General features: G+C 37.3%; 13 protein-coding genes and 1 tRNA gene. 5 read left to right on the forward strand and 9 right to left on the reverse strand.

Translation table 11 applies throughout. The features are described 5' to 3' along the window. Positions 1–12: 12 nt before the first annotated feature. Complete coding sequence (locus tag ANA7108_RS0108620) at positions 13–1,536, reverse strand: serine/threonine-protein kinase (RefSeq protein ID WP_016950376.1); 1,524 nt, start codon at positions 1,534–1,536, stop codon at positions 13–15. 193 nt (positions 1,537–1,729) lie between these two features. Further along, a complete protein-coding gene (locus ANA7108_RS0108625) occupies positions 1,730–2,110 on the reverse strand; it encodes a DUF4359 domain-containing protein (protein ID WP_016950377.1) in 381 nt (126 codons plus the stop codon). Positions 2,111–2,224: 114 nt separating this feature from the next. Between ANA7108_RS0108625 and ANA7108_RS0108630 the strand changes: the two genes are divergently transcribed. Continuing rightward, a tRNA-His gene (locus ANA7108_RS0108630) sits at positions 2,225–2,297 on the forward strand. A gap of 136 nt (positions 2,298–2,433) precedes the next feature. Here ANA7108_RS0108630 and ANA7108_RS0108635 read toward each other — a convergent pair. The 5 genes from ANA7108_RS0108635 to ANA7108_RS0108655 form a co-directional block, all read right to left on the reverse strand. Continuing rightward, the gene (locus ANA7108_RS0108635) at positions 2,434–2,991 is read right to left on the reverse strand and encodes a peptidoglycan-binding protein (RefSeq protein WP_016950378.1); all 558 of its coding nucleotides are present in this window, start codon (positions 2,989–2,991) and stop codon (positions 2,434–2,436) included. 563 nt (positions 2,992–3,554) lie between these two features. Beyond that, the gene (cax, locus tag ANA7108_RS0108640; RefSeq protein WP_016950379.1) at positions 3,555–4,637 is read right to left on the reverse strand and encodes a calcium/proton exchanger; all 1,083 of its coding nucleotides are present in this window, start codon (positions 4,635–4,637) and stop codon (positions 3,555–3,557) included. A 211-nt stretch (positions 4,638–4,848) separates the two neighbouring features. Beyond that, a complete protein-coding gene (gene pip, locus ANA7108_RS0108645; RefSeq protein WP_016950380.1) occupies positions 4,849–5,796 on the reverse strand; it encodes a prolyl aminopeptidase in 948 nt (315 codons plus the stop codon). A gap of 157 nt (positions 5,797–5,953) precedes the next feature. Next, on the reverse strand, positions 5,954–9,136 hold the full coding sequence (locus ANA7108_RS0108650; RefSeq protein ID WP_016950381.1) for a PAS domain S-box protein: 3,183 nt from the start codon (positions 9,134–9,136) through the stop codon (positions 5,954–5,956). A gap of 268 nt (positions 9,137–9,404) precedes the next feature. Next, complete coding sequence (locus ANA7108_RS0108655) at positions 9,405–10,988, reverse strand: diguanylate cyclase domain-containing protein (RefSeq protein WP_016950382.1); 1,584 nt, start codon at positions 10,986–10,988, stop codon at positions 9,405–9,407. Between the two features lie 870 nt (positions 10,989–11,858). On the opposite strand from ANA7108_RS0108655, the gene ANA7108_RS0108660 reads away from it, so the two are divergent. The 4 genes from ANA7108_RS0108660 to ANA7108_RS0108675 all read left to right on the forward strand — a co-directional run bounded on the left by ANA7108_RS0108660 (position 11,859) and on the right by ANA7108_RS0108675 (position 16,675). Then, complete coding sequence (locus ANA7108_RS0108660; protein ID WP_016950383.1) at positions 11,859–14,279, forward strand: dynamin-like GTPase family protein; 2,421 nt, start codon at positions 11,859–11,861, stop codon at positions 14,277–14,279. A gap of 102 nt (positions 14,280–14,381) precedes the next feature. Continuing rightward, the gene (locus ANA7108_RS0108665; protein WP_016950384.1) at positions 14,382–14,771 is read left to right on the forward strand and encodes a KGK domain-containing protein; all 390 of its coding nucleotides are present in this window, start codon (positions 14,382–14,384) and stop codon (positions 14,769–14,771) included. Between the two features lie 294 nt (positions 14,772–15,065). Continuing rightward, positions 15,066–16,253, forward strand: coding sequence for a DUF2252 domain-containing protein (locus ANA7108_RS0108670; RefSeq protein ID WP_016950385.1), 1,188 nt, complete (start codon positions 15,066–15,068; stop codon positions 16,251–16,253). Positions 16,254–16,432: 179 nt separating this feature from the next. Then, positions 16,433–16,675 carry a hypothetical protein gene (locus tag ANA7108_RS0108675; protein ID WP_016950386.1) on the forward strand — a complete coding sequence of 81 codons (243 nt, stop codon included), beginning with the start codon at positions 16,433–16,435 and terminating at the stop codon, positions 16,673–16,675. Positions 16,676–16,816: 141 nt separating this feature from the next. On the opposite strand, the gene ANA7108_RS0108680 is transcribed toward ANA7108_RS0108675, so the two are convergent. Both ANA7108_RS0108680 and ANA7108_RS0108690 read right to left on the reverse strand, forming a co-directional pair. Beyond that, positions 16,817–19,516 carry a DUF3536 domain-containing protein gene (locus ANA7108_RS0108680; protein ID WP_016950387.1) on the reverse strand — a complete coding sequence of 900 codons (2,700 nt, stop codon included), beginning with the start codon at positions 19,514–19,516 and terminating at the stop codon, positions 16,817–16,819. 662 nt (positions 19,517–20,178) lie between these two features. Beyond that, the gene (locus tag ANA7108_RS0108690; RefSeq protein WP_016950389.1) at positions 20,179–21,147 is read right to left on the reverse strand and encodes an RsmB/NOP family class I SAM-dependent RNA methyltransferase; all 969 of its coding nucleotides are present in this window, start codon (positions 21,145–21,147) and stop codon (positions 20,179–20,181) included. Positions 21,148–21,222 lie beyond the last annotated feature (75 nt).

Consider the following 21,222-nt stretch of genomic DNA (forward strand, 5'->3'; position numbering starts at 1 on the left):
GACTCTGAAAAATTACGAATTACCGAATAGCTTTGTGGTTAAAGCATTCATGTGTTTCCACAATTGAGTTCCACCAGCCCAAGAGTGAGAAGGTAAGTTTCCTTTAGGTACTGACCAAAGAAACCAGAAATTGTGAGGAGGAGAATTAGATTTAGTCAAATTCCAACCAACAGTGGCGCAAAACTGCCCATAGTCGCTACCGCAACTTAGGTAAATTTGTGTTTGCACAGTGAAACCAAAATGCCCTTGGCTGTATTTTTTCCATAATTGATCAATTATCTGTAAATCTTCACCAGGAAAATTTTCTAAATCACTATTAAATAAATAGCTACCAACTGGTTTAGATAAAGCTTGACACATCACTATCCAGGTTTCTTGGTCTGCTTGTTGCCATTGCCTAGTAGCGAGTAAATTGCGTAAGCGCTTGTAATCAACTCCTGCATCTGAATATAGGGTATTAACTGGCTGTTGCTTAACTGGTTTTGATTTTGTATTAATTGCTGCTAGAACTTCAGTAGCAGATTGGTAGCGTTGGGGAAGGGCATTTTGCAGGAGTTTATCGAGAATTGCCCCCAAATTTTCTGTAACAGTATTGCCAAGAAGTAAATAATCTCGCCATACCCAGCGATCGCTAGTAACATCAAATAAATCAAAGGGAGAAATACCCGTTAATAAGTAAATACAACTTACTCCCAAACTATAGAGGTCACTCGCTGGTAAGGCTTTACCGCGCATTTGTTCAGGAGCCATATATTCAGCACTACCTACTGTTGTCCCAGTATTTACCAAAGCTGTAGCGGTGATTTGTTTAGCAACGCCAAAATCAATCAAAACTAAATTCCCGGTAGAAAGTTCTATAGTATTTGCTGGCTGAATCTGACTATTGGATACTGCTTTACCTCGCTTTGGTTTACGAAATAAAGATTCCATGTTACCAACAGTCATAGTAGAGCCTTGATTAAATATTGCAGTTTCAGAAATTTGTTGAGGAACGGCAATATCAATCGATCCTAAATTCTCCAGAATGCGTTTTCGCATGATATTTGCTGGCTTAATATCCCGGTGAATCACTTGTCGAGAATGAATAAATTGCAGTACGGGTAATAAATCTTGGAGCAATTGCCAAATATGTGCTTCACTAAATACACCTTGCTGTTGTAATTCCTGTGCTAATGTCTGTCCGGTAATTAATTCCTGCACCAAATACAACTGATGATCTTGTTCAAAATGTGCCAGCAACTGTGGAATTTGGGGATGTTGTAACTCATCTAATCGGACTGCTTCCTGACGAAATAATTCTGCTGCTTTATTAAAGCTGGAGGTATCAGCATCTAAAAAATAAAGTTGTTTAATCACACAAAAAGGTCGGGAGGGGATGTGTTCATCCACAGCCAAAAAAGTTATGCCAAAACCACCTCTTCCAATAGGATAAAGCGGGCGATAACGCTCTTTAAGTAATAAAGACTTACCACATTTAAGACAAAATTGAGCAGTCTCTGGATTTTTCGGGTACAGACAAGCAGTACAGAAACTCATCACAATGTAGAGATTTTCTAGATATATTTATTCAGTATTCCCAAATATCACTACTTTGGTTCGCCAAAAAAGAAGTTTAATGAATTTTTAAAATTAAAAATTAAACATATATATGAACGCAGCATCTTGTAGATAAGCTCCCAAGTTTAAACGCGAGAACCAATCTAAAATCCAAAATCTAAATTTGTTTGACTTATTGCTTTTCAGCTTTGTAAGTATAAAAGTTATCAAATGCACCTACAGTCTCAAATTTATAGTTAGGTAATAAATTGTCAATTTTTAGTTCAGTCTTATAGACGCTAAAAATAGCATAATTCTGTCTAGCTGTAGTTGCACTGATAATGTCTCGAATTTGGGGATTAGCTGAATCAACCAATTTATTGCAATTGACTTGGATGATATTTTGCAAGAAATTCGGTGTTTTTTTGCAAACATCGGCTTTTAAGTAAGTAGTCAAGCGTTGTACTGCATACTCTTCATATTCAGCCTGTTCAGGATTTGTATTCGCCATTGTCACTCCCAAAACAGCGATTCCTGCGGCTCCTACAGATGCAATCATCGTCCAAGCTTTCATATGTTTTCAATCTGATATAGTCCTTACACTGTCAAGACTACAAGTAAATTGAAAAAGTTCTGGAAAAAATGTGGATAATTTTTCTAAACTCGTGCTATAGTCAGATAGTGAATGGCGAGCGTAGCCAAGTGGTTAAGGCAGTGGTTTGTGGTACCACCATTCGTGGGTTCAATTCCCATCGTTCGCCCTATTATTTTAATAATTCCTATGCGTCTAATTGACCCCACAATTATCAAGAAGTGAATTTTACGACAGGGTCTAAATCCCTGTGTCAAAACTTAATTACGAATTAACCGGGACAGGCGCTACACCTGCCCTAGTAATTAAATTGTTAATTCCCACCAAGTTTTTTGACCGACTACACCATCTACCATTAAATTGCGCTGATTTTGAAAGGCTTTAATCGCTGTCTCTGTCAGGGGTCCAAAAATCCCATCGATACGGACACCATAGCCGTTGGAAACTAACAGCCGTTGCAAGATTCTCACCGACATACCAGAATTACCAAAATACAAAATCGGCATGGCTGGCCGATTATAGGCTTGGTATCGTGATAACTTTACACCTTCCTTCCCCATTGTTGAAATATCCAGGGAGTCACCTACCGTCAAGGAATCTATGGACAGGTGCTTTTGTCTGAGTTGCTTGAGTATCTTTTCTCGATTGAAAGTGAGTGCTGATATTTTAGGCTTCTTCCTTGCATTTGTCTCTATAAATTCAGGTGGCGTGATTTGAGGAGTGGGAACTAACTGAGATAACTGACTATTTGCTGATTTATGAACGCCATTTTCCAGATGAAATGGTCGCTGCTCCGGCAAAGGAGGTAAGGTTGGTTGTGTGGTGTTAAACACGCCCGTTATCAGCAGGCCAATTTCAGTCATTGTAGTTCATCTCATATCTTGCACCTATAAGGATAAACCAGGAGTAGACAAAGAAAGAGAGTGAAAGTATGACTCTAGATGAAGAAAATAATTTACGCAGTCAGAAGTTGCTTAAATTACAAAAATATCGATTATAAATTGGATGAAATATTGAGTCTCCGTTGATAATGACAGGCAGTTATTCTGTTTCAGAGATATGTATTGGGTTTTATAGCGACCGAACTGATTCAATAGTTTCAAATACTTGTGTTTTTTATCTTACTGGATTTTAAATGCATAAATATTGCCTAATTAAGTCATAATTCAGACATTTATTTTGTCAGGGAAAATCACATCAAAATTTTCCTAAATCCATATTTATTTTTGACAAACAAAGTTGCACTATAGCAATGGTATTTGAATCGATACAATACAAGCCTAAATAATTAAAAGTTTTGAGAAACAGCCTTAACTACGGTGTGGTTTCAACATTTGTTACTTTATGTAACATAAGTTGATTTTTTCGCCAACTTAGCGATCGCCATTTTTTACGAGATATTGGAGGCGATCGCTAAATTACTAAGCTAAACTGGATGGAAATAGAAAGCGAAACCTAGAACCGTATAAGCCGCTAAAAGCAAAGTTCCTTCCAACCAATTAGATTTACCATCAGAACTAATGCTATTGGCAATTAACACCGATACAACCACCGCCACTAATTCAAAGGGATTGAAATCCAAATCCATAGGTTGACCCATGAAACGCCCAGCAATCACTAAAACAGGGGCAACAAATAAGGCTATCTGCATACTTGATCCCACAGCTACAGATAGAGAAAGATCCATTTTATTTTTCATAGCCACAGTGACGGCTGTAGCGTGTTCAGCAGCGTTACCGACGATGGGAAGCAAAATTACCCCTGTAAATAATGCCGTCAAACCTAACTTAGATGTGGCTACTTCTAAAGTATCAACCAGCAATTCTGACTCTAAAGCTACTAGCAAGGTACATACTAGCAGTACAGCCGTCCAAAGCCAAAGATTTGGTTTTTCATGAGTAACTTCTGCTTCTGGTGCTTCTATTTCTGCTACACCCACATCATATAAATAGGCGTGGGTTTTCATAGAAAATAACAGAGTTAAGGCGTAAACTAGAATTAAGACCAGAGCAACAGCAAGGGAAAGATTTTGCAATGTTATTTCACTAATGCCCACAGAAGTGTAATTCATCGCTGTTGGTAATAGAATGGCAATAACTGCCAAATTCATTGATGAAGCATTTACCCGCGCCACAACCGATTGGAATGTTTGTTCTTTGTAACGGAGTCCGCCTAACAGCATGGAAAAACCCATGACTAGGAGTAAGTTACTGATAATCGATCCGGTGATACTGGCTTTAACTACATCTATTAGCCCAGCATTCAGGGCTACCAATGCAATAATCAATTCGGTAGCGTTACCAAAGGTCGCATTCAACAAACCCCCCAAGGAAGGTCCCACGACTACAGCAATTTCTTCTGTGGCTGTACCCATCCAACCAGCAAGGGGGAGAATTGCTAATCCAGCGGTGATGAAAACGATTAAGTCTCCCCATTCTAGAAAGTGAGCGGCGAGGGAAATGGGAATAAAAAGTAACAAGCCGACAAAAATGATGTTTTTAGCTGACATTTGGCATCTCGAATTTTGGGGATGAGTTACAAATACTGATGATCAATTGAAGCAATCATCTGTAACCAGATTCTAGGATACTTTTAACTATCGGTGAAACTATTCAAAAATTTTACTATTGTGATATTTTGATATAGCAACAAACAGGGCAGTTAGGACACCAAAAGACTTTTCAGACTGTCACCGGTCACTTCCTGTTATCTGCTATATCTTAAAACTCTGCAAATTTATCTGTAGCTGCAATTAAAGCATTACGAATTCCTGGTTCACTCATGGAATGTCCCGCATCAGGAACAACGATAAATTCTGCTTTTTTCCAGGCTTGATGTAATTCCCAAGCTGATATCATCGGACAAACTACGTCATAGCGTCCTTGGACAATTACAGCAGGAATGTGGCGGATGCGGTCAACATTTAAAAGTAGTTGATTTTCTTGTTCAAAAAATCCCTTATTAATAAAATAATGGCATTCAATTCTTGCAAAAGCCGCAGCAAATTCATCATTACCGAACGTTTGCTTAAGTTCTGGATCTATAAAAAGTTTACTTGTACTACCTTCCCAAATTGACCAAGCACGGGCTGCTTCTAGTTGAATTTGTAAATTTGGGCTAGTCAAACGTTTGTAATAAGCTGTAATCATATCTTCCCGTTCATTAACAGGAATGGGTTTAATGTATTCTTCCCAGGCATCAGGAAAAATATAACTAGCACCTTCTTGATAAAACCAGGATAACTCCTTTTGTCTTAACATAAAAATGCCCCGCAAAATTAATCCTGTACAGCGAGAAGGATGACTTTGACTATAAGCTAATGACAACGTACTTCCCCAACTTCCACCAAATACAACCCATTGTTCTATTCCTAAATGTTTCCGTAATTTTTCAATATCGCTGACTAAATCCCAAGTTGTATTTTCTTGCAATTCAGCATGAGGCTGACTTTGACCACAACCACGTTGATCAAACATTACTAAACGCCATTTTTCTGGGTGAAAATATTGCCGATAAAAGGGTGAACAACCACCACCTGGTCCGCCATGTAGTAATACTATTGGTTTTCCTTGGGGATTACCTGATTCTTGAAAATGAATTGAGTGTAAGTCTGAAACCTGTAAATAATCTTGGTGGTAAGGTTTGATCAGTGGGTAAAGTTCTGGCATTTTTTTATTTTTGGCAATTTGGCAGAGTTTCTAATTGTGGCATTGCTATTCTAGAGCCGCGAATGTCTTTGTGCGATAATTCCGACTTGCAGAATCCCTCGGACTACAACCGGGGGTCTTTTTAATGATGATGTCAGCTAATTAAGACCTGAGAGTTTCAATCATTTAGGCTACTGGGGAATGTCAAAATTTGCAAGATGACTTGGAACTGATAGTTGCGGACTAAATTTTTCAAACCAGCAATCAAGTCAGTTTTTGTTTGAGGAATTTGATTAATCAGATTTAGTACTTCTTCTTCATCACAACATAATGCGGCTTGGTGTAGTTCATTTAGCCAAGTTGAGGGCATAAGAGATAGGCTTTCAGACATTAAGGTTTTAGATGGCTGATCTTGAATATTGCTATCAATGGGTAACTGATAATTTTCTTCAGGGTATAAGTTAGGAGAAATTCCTTCTGCTGTGCCTAATTGGACTGGAATATCAAAATAGAAAGTACTGCCTTGATTGATATTACTGCTAACACTAAGATTACCATTCATTAAGTTGACAAACTTGTGGCTGATGGAGAGTCCTAATCCAGTTCCTTCTATAAAAGTTGTGCCTATGCTTGAATGGCTATGCGATCGCGGAGATTGTACAAAAGCATCAAAAATTGTGTTCAGTTCTTCTGCTGCAATACCAATACCAGTATCCTCGACGGCAAAGAAGAGACGCACAGGTGTTTCAGTAGGGGATTCACAGCCTTGGGACTGATCTGTTTTATCTTGTTGAAAATGCAGATTAGAGGGATAAATTGGGGCATTGTCACCATGATCAACTATTTTGCTGTTTCCTATTTCTACAAGTAGGCTGACACTACCTCGCTCTGTAAACTTAATGGCATTATTAAGCAAGTTAATCAGTATTTGGCGCAGTTTATTGGCATCGGTGATGATGTACTGAGGTAATTCTGAAGCTAGTTGAAGATGAAGTTGTAAGTTTTTAGCTGCGGCTTTCAAACGGAACATTTCTTGCAGGGATTGTAACAGCGCTATCAGGTCAAAGCTAGTTTCATTCAATACCATGCGTCCGGCTTCTATTTTGGATAAATCTAAAATTTCGTTGATGAAGTTAAGTAGGTGATGACCGCTGCGATGAATAATTTGGAGATTTTCTTGTTGTTCTGGACTGAGATAAATGTCACTTTTCATGACTTGAGTAAAGCCAAGGATGACGTTAAGTGGTGTTCGCAATTCATGGCTCATGTTTGCTAAGAAGATACTTTTTGCCTGGTTTGCGGCCACGGCTGCTTCTTTTGCTTGTTGAAGCTCTATTTCGGCTTGTTTACGAAGGTTAATATCTCGTCCAACTCCTTGAAATTCTACAAACTCTTCTTGCTCATCAAAAATCATCAGGTTAATCCACTGAGTCCAGCGAATTTCTTCACCGGCAATGACACGATTTTCAATTACTACGGTGGGATTTTCTCGACTCATGGAGTTGATAAGTTGGGCGACATACTCTCTATCTTCTTCAAAAACAACGGAGTAAAGATTATGTTCCAACAAATCATCTGGCAATCGCCCAAAATATCGACAAAATGCATCGTTTACAAAGGTTGTAGTGCCGTCTGGTTGATAGCGGATAATTAGTTCTGTTTGATCTTGAACGATGGCACGATAGCGATCTCTACTAGCGTGCAAAGCAGCTTGTGTTTTTTTCAATTCGGTAATTTCTTTACTAATGGAAAGAACGCAGGGTTTACCATCTAATTCAATTATTTCACAAGAAATAAGACATATTTTAATTTCTCCAGATTTTATCCGCCAATGAAATTCTTGGTTGTGTATAAATCCTGTTTTTTTAAGTGTTTGGGAAATTGCTTCTACCTCTTGAGGATTTACCAAAAGATTCATTCCTGCTGCTGTCTGACCGATAATTTCATCATAGGTATATCCAGCCAGTTGTAGAAAAGCATTGTTAACATCTATCCAAAGTCCATCTTCTAAAAGGTTAATGGTAATAGGATCAGGGCTATTACGAAAGATGGTGGTATATCTGCCTTCTAATTCCCACATATTTACTTGAACTTGCTCAAAGTAGTCTCTTAACTGTTGTGCCATCTCGTTAAAAGATTGTGCCATACGAGCCAATTCTCGTATAGGCTGATTTTGTGGTATTCGCTGCTGCAAATTGCCTTGTGCCATTAAAGATGAAGTCTCACTAATATTTAGGATGGGAATGGCCAGCCAACGTGTAATTAGAGACGTGAGCGCCATCGCTGTCATCACCGCCAATATTGCCAAATTAATAGTGCTTTGAGTTGTGGTATTGATATCCTTCATAAAATCAGATTTAGGCACAACTGTCACAATCAACCAATTCAATCCATACTTATTTTTATAAGGTTGAATCTGAGATAAATATGTTTGCTGATTTTCAGTAAACTGGCAATTTTGAATTTTATTTATCTGACTCCAATCGCCCATTTTTGATTTTATTAATCGACTACTAGATTGAATTAGTGGATGTTGGCTTTGTGTTGCTAAAAGTCTATCAAATTTACCACTACTAGTTTGAATAAAGGATAATTCTCCGGTCGAACTAGCAATTAGTGAACCATCCATTTCAGTTAAAAATACAATTCCTGAATGACCTATTTTTAACTGATTAAGAAAAGTATCTATTTCTCTTAAGAATAAATTTATGCCAAATACTCCAGTCAGTTTTTTAGTTAAGGAATTATAGATTGGTAAACTTGCATTAATTTTTAAATCCCGGCTATCACTAGCTGCATAAACAAAACTCCAAGTTGCTTTTTTTCTCTGTTTAGCTAATTTATACCAAGGGCGCTGTCTAATATCCCAATCGGGTGGATATTCTCCCACTTTTAGTAATTTAACACGCTCACCTTTGTCATTAACTGTATACTGTTGAAACTTTCTGAGATTCTGACTAGCTGTCACAATAATTTCGTGTTTATCATCTGTGGATCTAGCAATTAAAAAATTTCCCTTTTCGTTAGCATAAAGAATATTTTCAATATGATCAAGGTTGTATGTTTGCCCAATTAAATGCCGTTCTATAGCATTCATATTATTAATATCAAGATCACCATGTTTAACTTCATTAACATTAATCTGATTAATCAGTTGAGGTAATAACAGATAATTGTCTAGATAAAGATGGACGCGATTTCCAACTTCAACCATTAATTGCTGTGTGATTTTTTCTATAACTTGGTTACTTTTATGTAAACAAAAAAAGTTAGTGAGTCCGACTGTGATCACCAATAGCAATATCAATGGTAGTGTTAGAACCGTGCGAAGAGGAAGTGGAGGAAAGCGATAGTAATGCATAGATATTCGCAGCTTAAAATAGCAATATTACCAGTACCTGAGAAAAACAGGTAATAGGGAAATTATATGCGTTCAGAGGGAGCAGGAAGCAACTCTTAACAGAAAAAACTCATGTTTAAAAACATGAGATTGAAATAATGACACTGTTTTTTTCGTGCTACGCATCTCAAAAAACATCCTTTTTTTTGACTGAATTTTAAACTCAGAACTAAAGTTTTTTATTTGTTCCCTGTTCCCTGTTCCCTGTTCCCTTCTTTTGTAATACTAATTAAACAAAAGAAGATACACAGTAGGTGTTACGTCCTTGGGCTTTTGCCTGATAAAGTGCTTCATCTGCGGCAGCAATAAGCTCTTTGGGTGGAGTTTGTCCTTGAGGAATTATACTAGCAATGCCTATACTCAAAGTTACTTGATGAGTAGAGGAAAATTGATGAGGAATAGCTAACTTGTCTATGTTTTCTTGAATTTTTTTGCTAACATAAATTGCTCCGTCCAAATCAGTATTAGGCAGTAAAATCACAAATTCTTCCCCACCATAGCGAGCTACCAAATCCGCAGGACGTTCACAGGTTTTGGAGATCGCTTCTGCTACTTGTCGCAAGCATTCGTCACCGGCTAGATGTCCATAATAGTCATTGTAGGATTTGAAATAATCGATATCCCCAAGAAGTAATGACAAGGGTGCTTTTTCCCTTTTTAGTCTTTGCCATTCTTGAGCAAGTGATTGATCAAAACACCTACGATTGGCAATTTGTGTTAAACCATCTAAATTTGCTAACCGCAGCAATTCTTTATTGGCTTGTTTAAGAGCCTCTTCTGCCTGCTTGCGCCTAATGAATTCACTCAATTCTATAGCCACTGCATTTACCAACTCTACAAGTTTTGGATGATAGGCTAAAGGCGATCGCTTAAAAAAGCACATCACCACAAGTGTTTCTCCTTCTAGGCTAATTGGTACTGCAAATGCAGTTTTTAATCCGGCTTTGTTGGCCGATTCAACTCTGATAAACTCATCTTTCTGTACCTGTGAAATATCCTCAATCCATCGTGGTTGCTGAGTGGCTCCAACTTGGCCTATTAGTTGTACTCCATAGGAAAAAATGTATTTTGAACTTGCTTTGTGAAAGTTGTACAATTGCTGATCAAGAGAATCATAGGTAACTTGAGCTAGTTCCAATCCTGTACCATCTAAATTGGTAAGCCAAGCCTCCCCATAGTCCCAACCAATTACCTGGCAAACTTCACATAACACAGCATCCAAAGCATGATTTAAATTCGGGGCTTGATTAACTAAATTGATAGTTTTTAGTAGCAGTTGCAGTTTTGCTTCAGTTTGTTTTCGCTCTTCAATTTCCTTGCTTAATAACTGATTATGTTGATAAAGTTCCTGGCTTTGTCTAACAATAGTTAATTGATGCTGAACTCTGATTAATACTTCTTCGGCTTGAAAAGGTTTAGTAATGTAATCAACACCACCTACCTCAAATCCTTTAACTTTATCAGCAACGGCATCCAGTGAACTTAAGAAAATGACCGGGATATGACGAGTTTCATGATTTTGCTTCAGAATCGAACACACACTGTAGCCATCAATTGTTGGCATTTTGATATCTAACAGAATTAAATCAGGGGCTTCAATTTTAACTGTATCTAAAGCTACTTCTCCGCTAATCGCTTTTCTGACTTTGTACCCTTGCTGGCTCAAAATCGCAGATAGTGTACGCAGATTGTCTGGATGATCATCAACCACCAGTAAATTAGCTTTGTACGCAGATAGTTTTGTTTCTATTAGCGAAATGGAGGTAACTTTCCTGCTACTGTAACTCTCTTTACCTTCGATTTGGTAGAACATTTCTTACTAAAGTTTGGCAGTTTTAAGAAGATTTTTTTCCTAGAATCTGACCAATTTTTTCTTGTGGATAGCAGAGGCTTGATATCGAGTTGCTAAGAAGATACTCTCCGTCACGATACTTCATATATATAAATGATGATAATAACACAAGCTGAGTTTTTACGCTATTTGAACTTTTTGTATCCTTATATGATTTTCAAGTCCCCCAAGAAGGCATTTTGATTGGACAGTCAAATAATTCAAAATTCAAAATTCAAAATATTTATGCCTAAACATCCCGTAAGGAATACAGTCTGGACTTAGACTCTTGATAGTAACTCATTGAGAGTAAGGTAACACAATCTACGTGCAGAAGTATGCCCTTAGTAGGATAGAGGTATGAAAATAATTTGTCATGGTACTGTCCATAAGTGACACCAGTAAATGATTGGCATAATTAAGTTTTGTAACAGAGATTTAGACTCGGCGACGAAAAGCTATTTAAACCCGCTAATTTATGATCAAAAGAGAATTACTTTGCTTTTTTCTCAAAATATGATGTTGGTTAACAATAATTTTTTTGATTATAAAAAACCAAGTTTTATCATTTTTTTGTGACATTCAAAGCCTCTCTTTTTCTAGGAAATAGGTTAAAAAAATTTAGTTTATATAACCCACAAATTTATAGATAATATATATTCATGATTTATTTAACTAGGATAGCTATATTTAATTAGAGCTACAGATTGAGTAGCAAATATATTTTTGCCATCAGACTTAAAAATTATAAAAATCTATAAAAATCTATAAAAATCACACCTCAGTAAATTTACGGTATAAATATACTGAAAATTAATATTAAAATATTCATTAACAATTCAGTTATTCAAGATGTCAAATTTACCGCCCCAGTGTAAAAATTTATCAGTACACGTTGAATCCATCTTACAACTTATACAGCAAGAACCATCTTTGCGTTCCCAAGATATTACATCTGTCAAGCTTTCTTTAGATAAAGCGATTTCTCCGAAGTTTGAAATTGTCTTTGCTGGTGCATTTAGTGCGGGAAAGTCGATGTTAATTAATGCGCTATTAGAGAGAGAATTGTTGTACAGTGCAGAGGGACACGCCACAGGAACAGAATGTAAAATTGAGTATGCACCAGCAGATGCAGAAAGAGTAGTTTTAACGTTTTTGAGTGAAGTAGAAATTCGAGAACAAGCGATTTCTTTGTGTCAGGAATTAGGGTTTAATACAGTTGCAAATATTAATCAATCGGATGTGATTGATTTACTGCGACAAGGTTGTGAAGCAATTATTCAGCAAGAGGGTGGAGAAAGTAAATCGGAACGGGCTAAACAAGCAAAAGCATTAATTTTGTTATTAGAAGGATATATAACCAACCGCGATCGCATTAAGACAGTTAATAATGCTACATATTCAATGGAACAATTTAACTTTACTAATCTCAAAGAAGCTGCTGGATATGCACGCAGAGGTAGTAACAGCGCGGTTTTGAAACGGATTGAATATTATTGCTACCATCCTCTTTTACAAGATGGAAATGTCATTATTGACACCCCAGGAATCGATGCACCAGTAGAAAAAGATGCACAATTAACTTACAACAAAATTCAAGATTCAGATACGTCAGCGGTAGTGTGTGTACTCAAACCTGCTGCTGCTGGTGATTTGACAAAGGAAGAAACGGAACTGTTGGAAATGATGCGGGGAAATGCAGGAATACGCGATCGCGTTTTTTATATTTTCAACCGCATTGATGAAACTTGGTACAACACTCAACTTAGACAACGATTAGAAGATTTAATTAATGGACAATTTCGTGATAGCAAAAGAGTCTATAAAACCAGCGGGTTATTAGGATTTTACGGAAGTCAAATTAAACAGACAAATAGATTAGATAGATTTGGGTTAGATTCGGTTTTTGCAGAAAGTGTTAAAGGTTTGGATGGGAGGGAAGAAATACCTCAATTTGTCTATGCTTTTAATAACTATTGTGTTAGTTCGGGAAAACTTTCTCCAAGTCAATTCCGAATTTCTCTTAATGGCTTTGAAACTCCCAATGAAAACTATGTCCGCATTTTAGATGAACAAGGAATACTGCTTATTAATCAACTAATTCAAGATAGCGGTATTGAAGAATTCCGCACAGCAATTACTCGCTATTTAACTGAAGAAAAGCGTCCGCAATTGTTTAAAAATCTTGCAGATGATTTGGAAGATATTTGTATTAATCTGAAAAAACATTATCAAAGTTCGCAGCGAGATTTAGATAGTCAACCGCGAGAAATAGAAACGATGAAGGCGCAGGAATTACAACGCCTAAATCAGCAACTTCAGCAAGTTGGTAGAGACTTTAGTCAGCACATAACAGATGAAGTTAATGGATTAATTAATAATTCCTGTGAAGAGTTTGAATCTGATTTTCGCCAATTACAAACTCGGATGATTCGCCGTTTGGATGAGTTACTAGATACATTCTCAGTCGCTAATGCTTATCGACGTGCAACTGTCAGTCATCCTCGCAATGCAACTGCACCTTTATTAGCTATTTTAGTAGAGGCGTTTTATTACTTAGCCAATCAGTTGGAAGATATTTTAATTGAGTCTTGTGAACAATTAATTGCAAATCTATTCCAACGGTTAATTGATAAGCTTCAAAAGTCAGAATATTATCGCCAATTGTACCGTTTGTTAGGGAATGACGGTGGAATTGAACAACAAGTAAAGGTGATAGAAAAACAAGTTACTCAAGTGTTGGTCAGTGCTGCTAGTATAGAGTGTGATAGATTTGTGAGAGAAAGTCCTAGATTTTATGATGAAGGTACTTTTTCTATCTATCAATTTCGTCAAACTTTACAGCAAACTTCCCAAGGTTATGATGCAGAAAGTGTTGTAGAAGCCGAACCTGCAATTAGACAATTATTAAAGTTAGATTTTGAACCGAAAGTTTCTCATACGATTCGCAAATCTTTCCGTCAAACTATTAACCAAACTCTCAAAACTCAGTTGTTACCAATGGCTGAACAACAAGCAGATCATATTTTGCAACAGTATCCCTATGCGCGGGCTTATTTAGAAGCTACTTTAGAACAGGAAGCTGCGGAAAAAATTGCCAATAATCAGCGGTTATTGGGTGTTGTTGAACAAAAAATTGAGGATTATAATGGGGCTGTTTCTGATATTAACAATTGTTTGCAAGCGATGCAGTTATATGAACATCTTTTGCCTATAATTGATGTGATATCTTTTAATGATGTGGTTGTTGCTGATGAAGTAGTCGAGGTTTGATTTTAATTTAAGATTAATCACAGGTAAATGTGAGTATTTATCTGTGGTTTAATTATTTTTGTTTCACACTAAGTCGCAAATAACGTCAAGGAATAAATAGATATGGAAGATAAGTTTAAGTTAATAAATTGTCAGGATAATGATGTTGTTGAATTTGAAGAATATATGTATAGAGTTACTCAACTTAGACAAGCATTATATAAACTATCTAATTCTGATTCTGATTTAGCACAGCAGTTGCATCAATCCTTAGAAGAACGAGGAGTTTACATTAATAAATCTTATCAAACTTTGTGTGATGAAGGTATAGATTGCGAAATTTTAAACCTAGGTTCTCAAAACTGGAAAAAAGGTAAATTGCGATTTAAACTCAGCGTTGAATTTTATGTTGAAGATGATACAGTTAACGCTAACAATGATATGTTAATAATGACAGAACCAGATTCACCTCTTGATGATCTTCGTCGTATGATTAATGATAGTACCTTATAAATCAATTAGTTCTACCAAGCAGACTAAGTTTGTATCACCGCAATCTATAATCGTCAGGTATGTTTATTAATTGTATTTAACAAGTTCCCTGGTTCCATAACTGGTAAGTTTTGTGTTCGGGTTAAATCCCCATTACGAATTACGAATTACGTTCGCGTAGCGTTTCCGTAGGAAATATTACGAATTACGTTCGTGTAGCGTTTCCGTAGGAAATATTACGAATTACGTTCGCGTAGCGTTTCCGTAGGAAATATTACGAATTATTTAAATACTAATACAGAAATATCTAAAGCCATGTCTAACAATATCACCGAAAGAATCTACCAATTCAACAATGGACGCAACCCTGAATTTTTGAAATCAAAATACCAGAATATGCGTTCTGATGTATTCACATTTTATCGCGGAACTTGTCATTTATTTTATGAAGACTTTCCTCAAGATTCATTACTCAATACAGCCCCAGCAGTATGGATTTGTGGTGATTTACATTTAGAAAACTTTGGTAGCTACAAAGGTGATAACCGATTAGTCTATTTCGATATGAATGATTTTGATGAAGCTGTTCTTGCTCCTTGCACCTGGGATATAGTAAGATTTGTAGTTAGTATAATAATTGGTTGTCACGCTTTGGGAGTAAATGCTACAGAAGCATTGCATTTAAGTAATCATTATCTAGATGCTTACAGCGAAACTCTTTCTAAAGGACAGATAAGAAGTGTAGAGAAAGAAACCGCTAAGGGTTTAGTTAAGGATTTATCGGAAAGCTTAAAATCCCGAAAACGTTCTGAATTTTTAGATCAGCGTACGAAAGTAAAAAAAGGTAAACGGCGCTTAATTATCGATAATAAACATATTGCTGAAGCGACAGAAGAACAGCAAGAAAAGGTAAAAACATTAATTACATATTGGCATAAATCAACCAAGCAAGATCAAGATTTTTATCAAATATTAGATGTGCAAATCAGGATAGCTGGGACTGGTAGTTTGGGTTTAGAACGCTATATAATTTTGGTGGAGGGTGAAGGTTCTCCAGATCACAATTATTTGTTAGATTTTAAGGAAACAAAAACTAGTTCATTAGAACCTTATTTAAAAATACCTCAGCCAGAATGGGAAAGTCCAGCCGCAAGAGTTGTAGCTATTCAAAATCGGGTACAGGGAACTCCACCTGCATTGTTGGAAGCGATTGTTGATGGTGATAAATCCTATGTTTTGCGGGAATTACAACCAACAGAAGATAAGGTGAATTTAAATGGGTGGAATGGTAAATTGGGGCGTTTAGAAAAGCTAATTCAAACAATGGGTGAGGTGACAGCTTGGGACCAATTACGTAGCAGTGGTAGACAAGGTTCTGCTATTGCTGATGATTTAATTAATTTTGCTAACTCTTCTAAATGGCGTGAATCTATTTTAGAATATGCACGTAGCTACTCTGAACAAGTAGAAAAAGATTTTCGGGAATTTTGTCAAACATCATAAGTAGGGTTGGTAGAAAAAGTTGTTTATGAGGATAGGAAACAGGGAATAGTGTTTTGATCATTATTTAAGCACAAAGACTTATAACAAGAGAGTTTCAAGCTTGTGAAGAAATCCTGTACAATTGATTTCAACGACATTTTCAACTTTAGGCTAAGATAGACTTCGAGTTTATCGTTTCTATGCCTAAAAAACTTAAGATTAAGTCACCGAAATTCCCTAAAGCTGTCACTTTAACTTTTTACATCTTCGCTATCATGACTGTTTTGGTGGCAGCATTTCCTTGGTTGTACGAGATAAAAACTAAAGCCGGGATTGATATCTCACCTAAATATCACGCCGGAACATTTTTTGAGAAACATACTAACGGAATTTTTAGGTGTGAGTGGTTATATCCCTATCATTGTCAACGTTCTAAAAGTTAAATTGGAGTAATATCATGTCCGACTAATCACTTATCAAAAAAAATCTCCGCGTCAGTCTAAATGATAAGTATATCTCTGACGAGACGCTAGGCGAACAACCGGACATGATATAAGATGGTGGGCAATGCCCACCTCAAAAATTTAAGCCAATTTTTTCTCAACTATGCTGACATCAACGGCTAATTTTTGTCCTAATTTTAGTAGTTGGCGACAGTGATTTGTTTCAGATTGATTATTAAAGTTGCTGAGACACATGGGAATTATTTGACTATGCAAACAGCTAAAGTAGAGTTCTTGGGATTGTTCTAAGGAAATACCAAGATTTAGCTGATACCCTACATCTATCAGCTTTTCTAGGCGTTGGATATCTGTTTCAAATGCACTATTAGTATCATGTAAGACTTGCCACAGCGATCGCACAATTAACTGTTCTATTATTTGCTTACCTTCAGGATTATTCAAGTGACAACGCAGATGTTTAGCTTCAGTCGCAATTGCTTCTAATTCGCCAATATGATTCCAGCTTAATTGTGCTTCGCCGATGTCTTGTTCTAAAGACCTTAATGTCATCATACAGCGATAACCTAAAGCAATCTCCGCTGCAACTTGCAATTCTTGGGGAACTGCTAACTCATCTCGGTGAAAGGCCATAATCACACCGTAATTTTCCCGGTATGCTTGGGTATATAGCTGGTCTAATCTTGTCAGTGTTTCCTGGCTTAATAGCCGCATAATTCTGTGTCGTTCTTCGGCAAATAAATTTTGCAAACTAAAGGCTTCATCCCCAAATAGCTGCGTCATTACCAAGATAGCGTGTGCGGCGCTGGCTTGTTTTAATGATGCTAATAGCTGATCTTTCAATTGGCCGTAGTCACGTCTGCCGGTAAATTGTTGAATACAGCAATGAAAATCCCAGCCTCCCAAATGGAGAACAGCAAACACTAAATTTTCACTTTCCCAAGTAATTTCCGAGACTAATTTCAAATGTCCTACCGCCATAGTCAAAGATCCCATGCGTTGCATTTGGTAATCTAATTCATTAGCGGCATAACAATAAATACGCTTTTGGTGAGTATGAGGATGTTGATCTGGATCTTGTGGAGAAGATATATTTTTGTGATTGTTAAATAGGGAATTAATTGCGTAATGGGCAGCAACTTGCTTAAACCCGATTTGGGCTGTTAGCACCAATTGACGATAAATTTCTCCACCATGTTTAAAGTGTTCCACGTTGCTGGGGGCTAAACCCAAACGTTTGAGGAAGCCTTTTTCCAACTGTACACCTGCCACATCTCCGGCTAATTCTAAAGCACGGGCAGCATAACGGAGAATCTGTGTTCCTTCCGGGCGAGAAATTTCTTCAAAAAACCAACCGCAACTAGTGAACATCAACAAAGCATGACGCTGCATTTCCAATAAACGCAAAGCATCTACTTGTTCTGCTGCTTGTAGTTTTCGGGTTTGATGACGAGAAAGAAAACGGCTAATATTGGCAGGAGAGCGATCGCGCAGCACTTCAATATATTCATCCCTCGCTAACCAGGGATCATGAAATAATTGCCCACCATATTCTTCAAACACCTTAATCAACTGATCTCGTAGCCAATTTAAGGCATCTCGTAACGGCCGTCGCCATTTTTGATGCCATACACCACCTTCTCCACCGCAACCACAATCATCCTGCCATCTATCGACACCGTGGGCGCAACTCCAGGCGGTGATTGACTTTAATTCCACTTCCCAAGTCGGAGGATTTAAACTCAGATAATGAGCAAAGTTTGTTACCGTCCAACCATGACGGGGAAACTCGCCAATAAAAGCATAGGCTAAAGTTTTCTCAGTTCCCTTTTTATGATGTCCAAAGGTTTCCCCATCTGTGGCTACAGAAATTAATTGGGATTGACGATGATCCCCGCGCACTGCTGCACCAACCCTACCGGCGAAGTGATGAGAATTATAAACCACATCACTAAAACCCATATCCCGTGAAATCGGTCCATCGTAGAAGAAGATATCAATGTACGGTAAGCCTTCTATAGGTTCTGAGGTAGTTGCTTTAGTTGTACTCAACAAAGAAGATGCAATGCTGAGACTAGGCTTTAAATAACAACGATAGGGACGGGTGGGATCAATCTGACTACCACCGACTTCACACCATTCATGCTGGGGATCATTTTCATTAGCCAGAGGACGACAACGTTGTGCTTGGGATGGTGCTAAGACAATAAAGCGAATTCCTTCGGCAACTAAAGCTTCTAAGGTGGCATAATCTACAGCCGTTTCCGCCAACCATATACCTTCGGGATCACGACCAAATCTGGATTTGAAGTCTTCTTTACCCCAGCGAATTTGGGTATGTTTATCCCGTTCATTCGCCAAAGGCATGATGATGTGATTATATACTTGCGCGATCGCATTGCCGTGACCATGCAGACGTTGACTACTTTTAACATCAGCCTCCAAAATCCGCTGATAAACTGACCTATCGTAGCGTTCTAACCACGACATCAGCGTTGGACCAATATTAAAGCTCATGTACTCATAATTATTGACGATCCCCACCAACTCGTTGCGGTCATTTAGCACTCTAGCAAAGGCGTTGGGGCGATAGCATTCCCAATAAATGCGTTCGTTCCAATCATGGAAAGGAGTAGCACTCGGCTGGCGTTCAATCGCATCTAAATAAGGGTTTTCTCGTGGTGGCTGGTAAAAATGACCATGAACTGTTACATATACACCCTGAGATTTTTTAAGGGGATCAATATCAGCAATTTGTTGGGAATTTTGATGTAATGTTAATGTTGAGCCAGAGCTAACTGGCTGTTCAGCAGCGGAAGTCATGATATTTTTATCCAAAAAAAATTGTAATTGTAGCGAAAATCTGATTATGTATGCTTTTTACGGTGGTTTTTTCACAAAATCCGGTATAAACAACAGCTATGAAATCAGGCTAAATAAGTATTTTTGCCAAAATAGTTGAAATTTTCAAAGAAATCTGCATTATCGTGCTGCCATCTCCCGCAGATAAATACTCATCAACTATGGAATCAAGTTTCATGATGAAAATTTTATCACTGGCAACCTATCGGCTCAATAAAATTAATGGTATTTTAATCTATTGAAACCCATTTTTATTATAAAACCTAGGATTAAATCTATACTTTTGCAAGGAAAGATGGCAATGGCTAATTAAATCGCCATTTTATTTTATGTATCCCTCTTCTGTCACGAAGAGGAAAAGGGGCAGGGGGCAAGCTCACAAGGGTAGGTTTTTAATATTAACTGTGAAGGCAGGACTAGGAAGACAAGGAAGTATTGTAGACAAGGAAGATTTTATACCAGTAATGGTCTTTTGACGGGCTATTCTTGTTGCTAATAATATAGAGTTTGTCAAGTTTTCCGCCCTTGTCACCTTGTCAGCCTTGTCCCCCAAGTCTTGCCCTCATGACAATGTAAAAAACCTACACCTGCTCCCTTCCCCCCTGCCTCTTCCGGTCACCTACCTACAAGACTTTCTCAGCAAGTCCTACATATTTACACATAGGTAGTATAGTATCTAAATCAATCTTCTTCCCTTCACCCTCACTTATATTTTTAAACAGCACCGTAAACGCACCAGCCCCTAAACCATATTGAGGAAACATCCGATAACAAGGAATGTCAATTAAATCTGATTGATATGCAGATAAATGACTAACTTCTACAGCTTGAAAATGAGGAAATCTTTCTAAAAACCATTCACATACTTGCTCATTTTCTTCTGGTGAATAAGTACAAGTCATATAAGCTAAATAACCTTGAGGAGCTACAAGTTGTGCTGAATTAGCAATAATACGTTTTTGACGATTTGCACTTTTATTAATTGAAGTTGGATGAAAACATCCAGGTGCTTTTTCACCTTTAGCTAATAAAGATTGCCCCGTACAAGGAGCATCAACTATGACTAAATTACTTGATTGTGGAAACATTTCTGCAAAAATACTAGAATCTCGGTTGACCACCCCACTAGATTGAATCTGACAACGCTTCAAATTAGAAATTAGCATTCCTAACCGCTTACCAATCACCTCATTACTAATCAGCAAATTAGGTTTTAATGCTTGCCAAGCAAAAACACTTTTACCCCCTGGTGCAGCACACATATCAAACACCAAAGGTACTGATTGATTAATAGATAACAAAATAGAAGCAGAAAACACAGAAGAAAAATCCAAACAATAAAAATATCCTTGTTGATGTAAGGGATGTTGACCTGGTTTTTCTCCCAAATGCAACCTGTCTACAAATTTTGGTTGCCAACTCAGAGGTGTTTCTACCGAAAAAGGAGAGATTTCCGGCTGATCTTGACACCAAAGAATACAAGGTAAAAAAGGTTGAGGATTAACTAAAGCATCAATAAACTTTGCTTGTGCTTCTGAATCTTTAAATAAACGACGTGCAACTTTAAGTAATAAATTTGAAGGCTTTTCCATATCAAAGATTTGGGTAATTTTAGCTAATTAGAACAGTATTGAAACTGTTACAGCAGAACAATGCAATCAAGGTAT

The organism is Anabaena sp. PCC 7108, assembly GCF_000332135.1.
In the GTDB taxonomy this organism is placed as follows: Bacteria; Cyanobacteriota; Cyanobacteriia; order Cyanobacteriales; family Nostocaceae; genus Anabaena.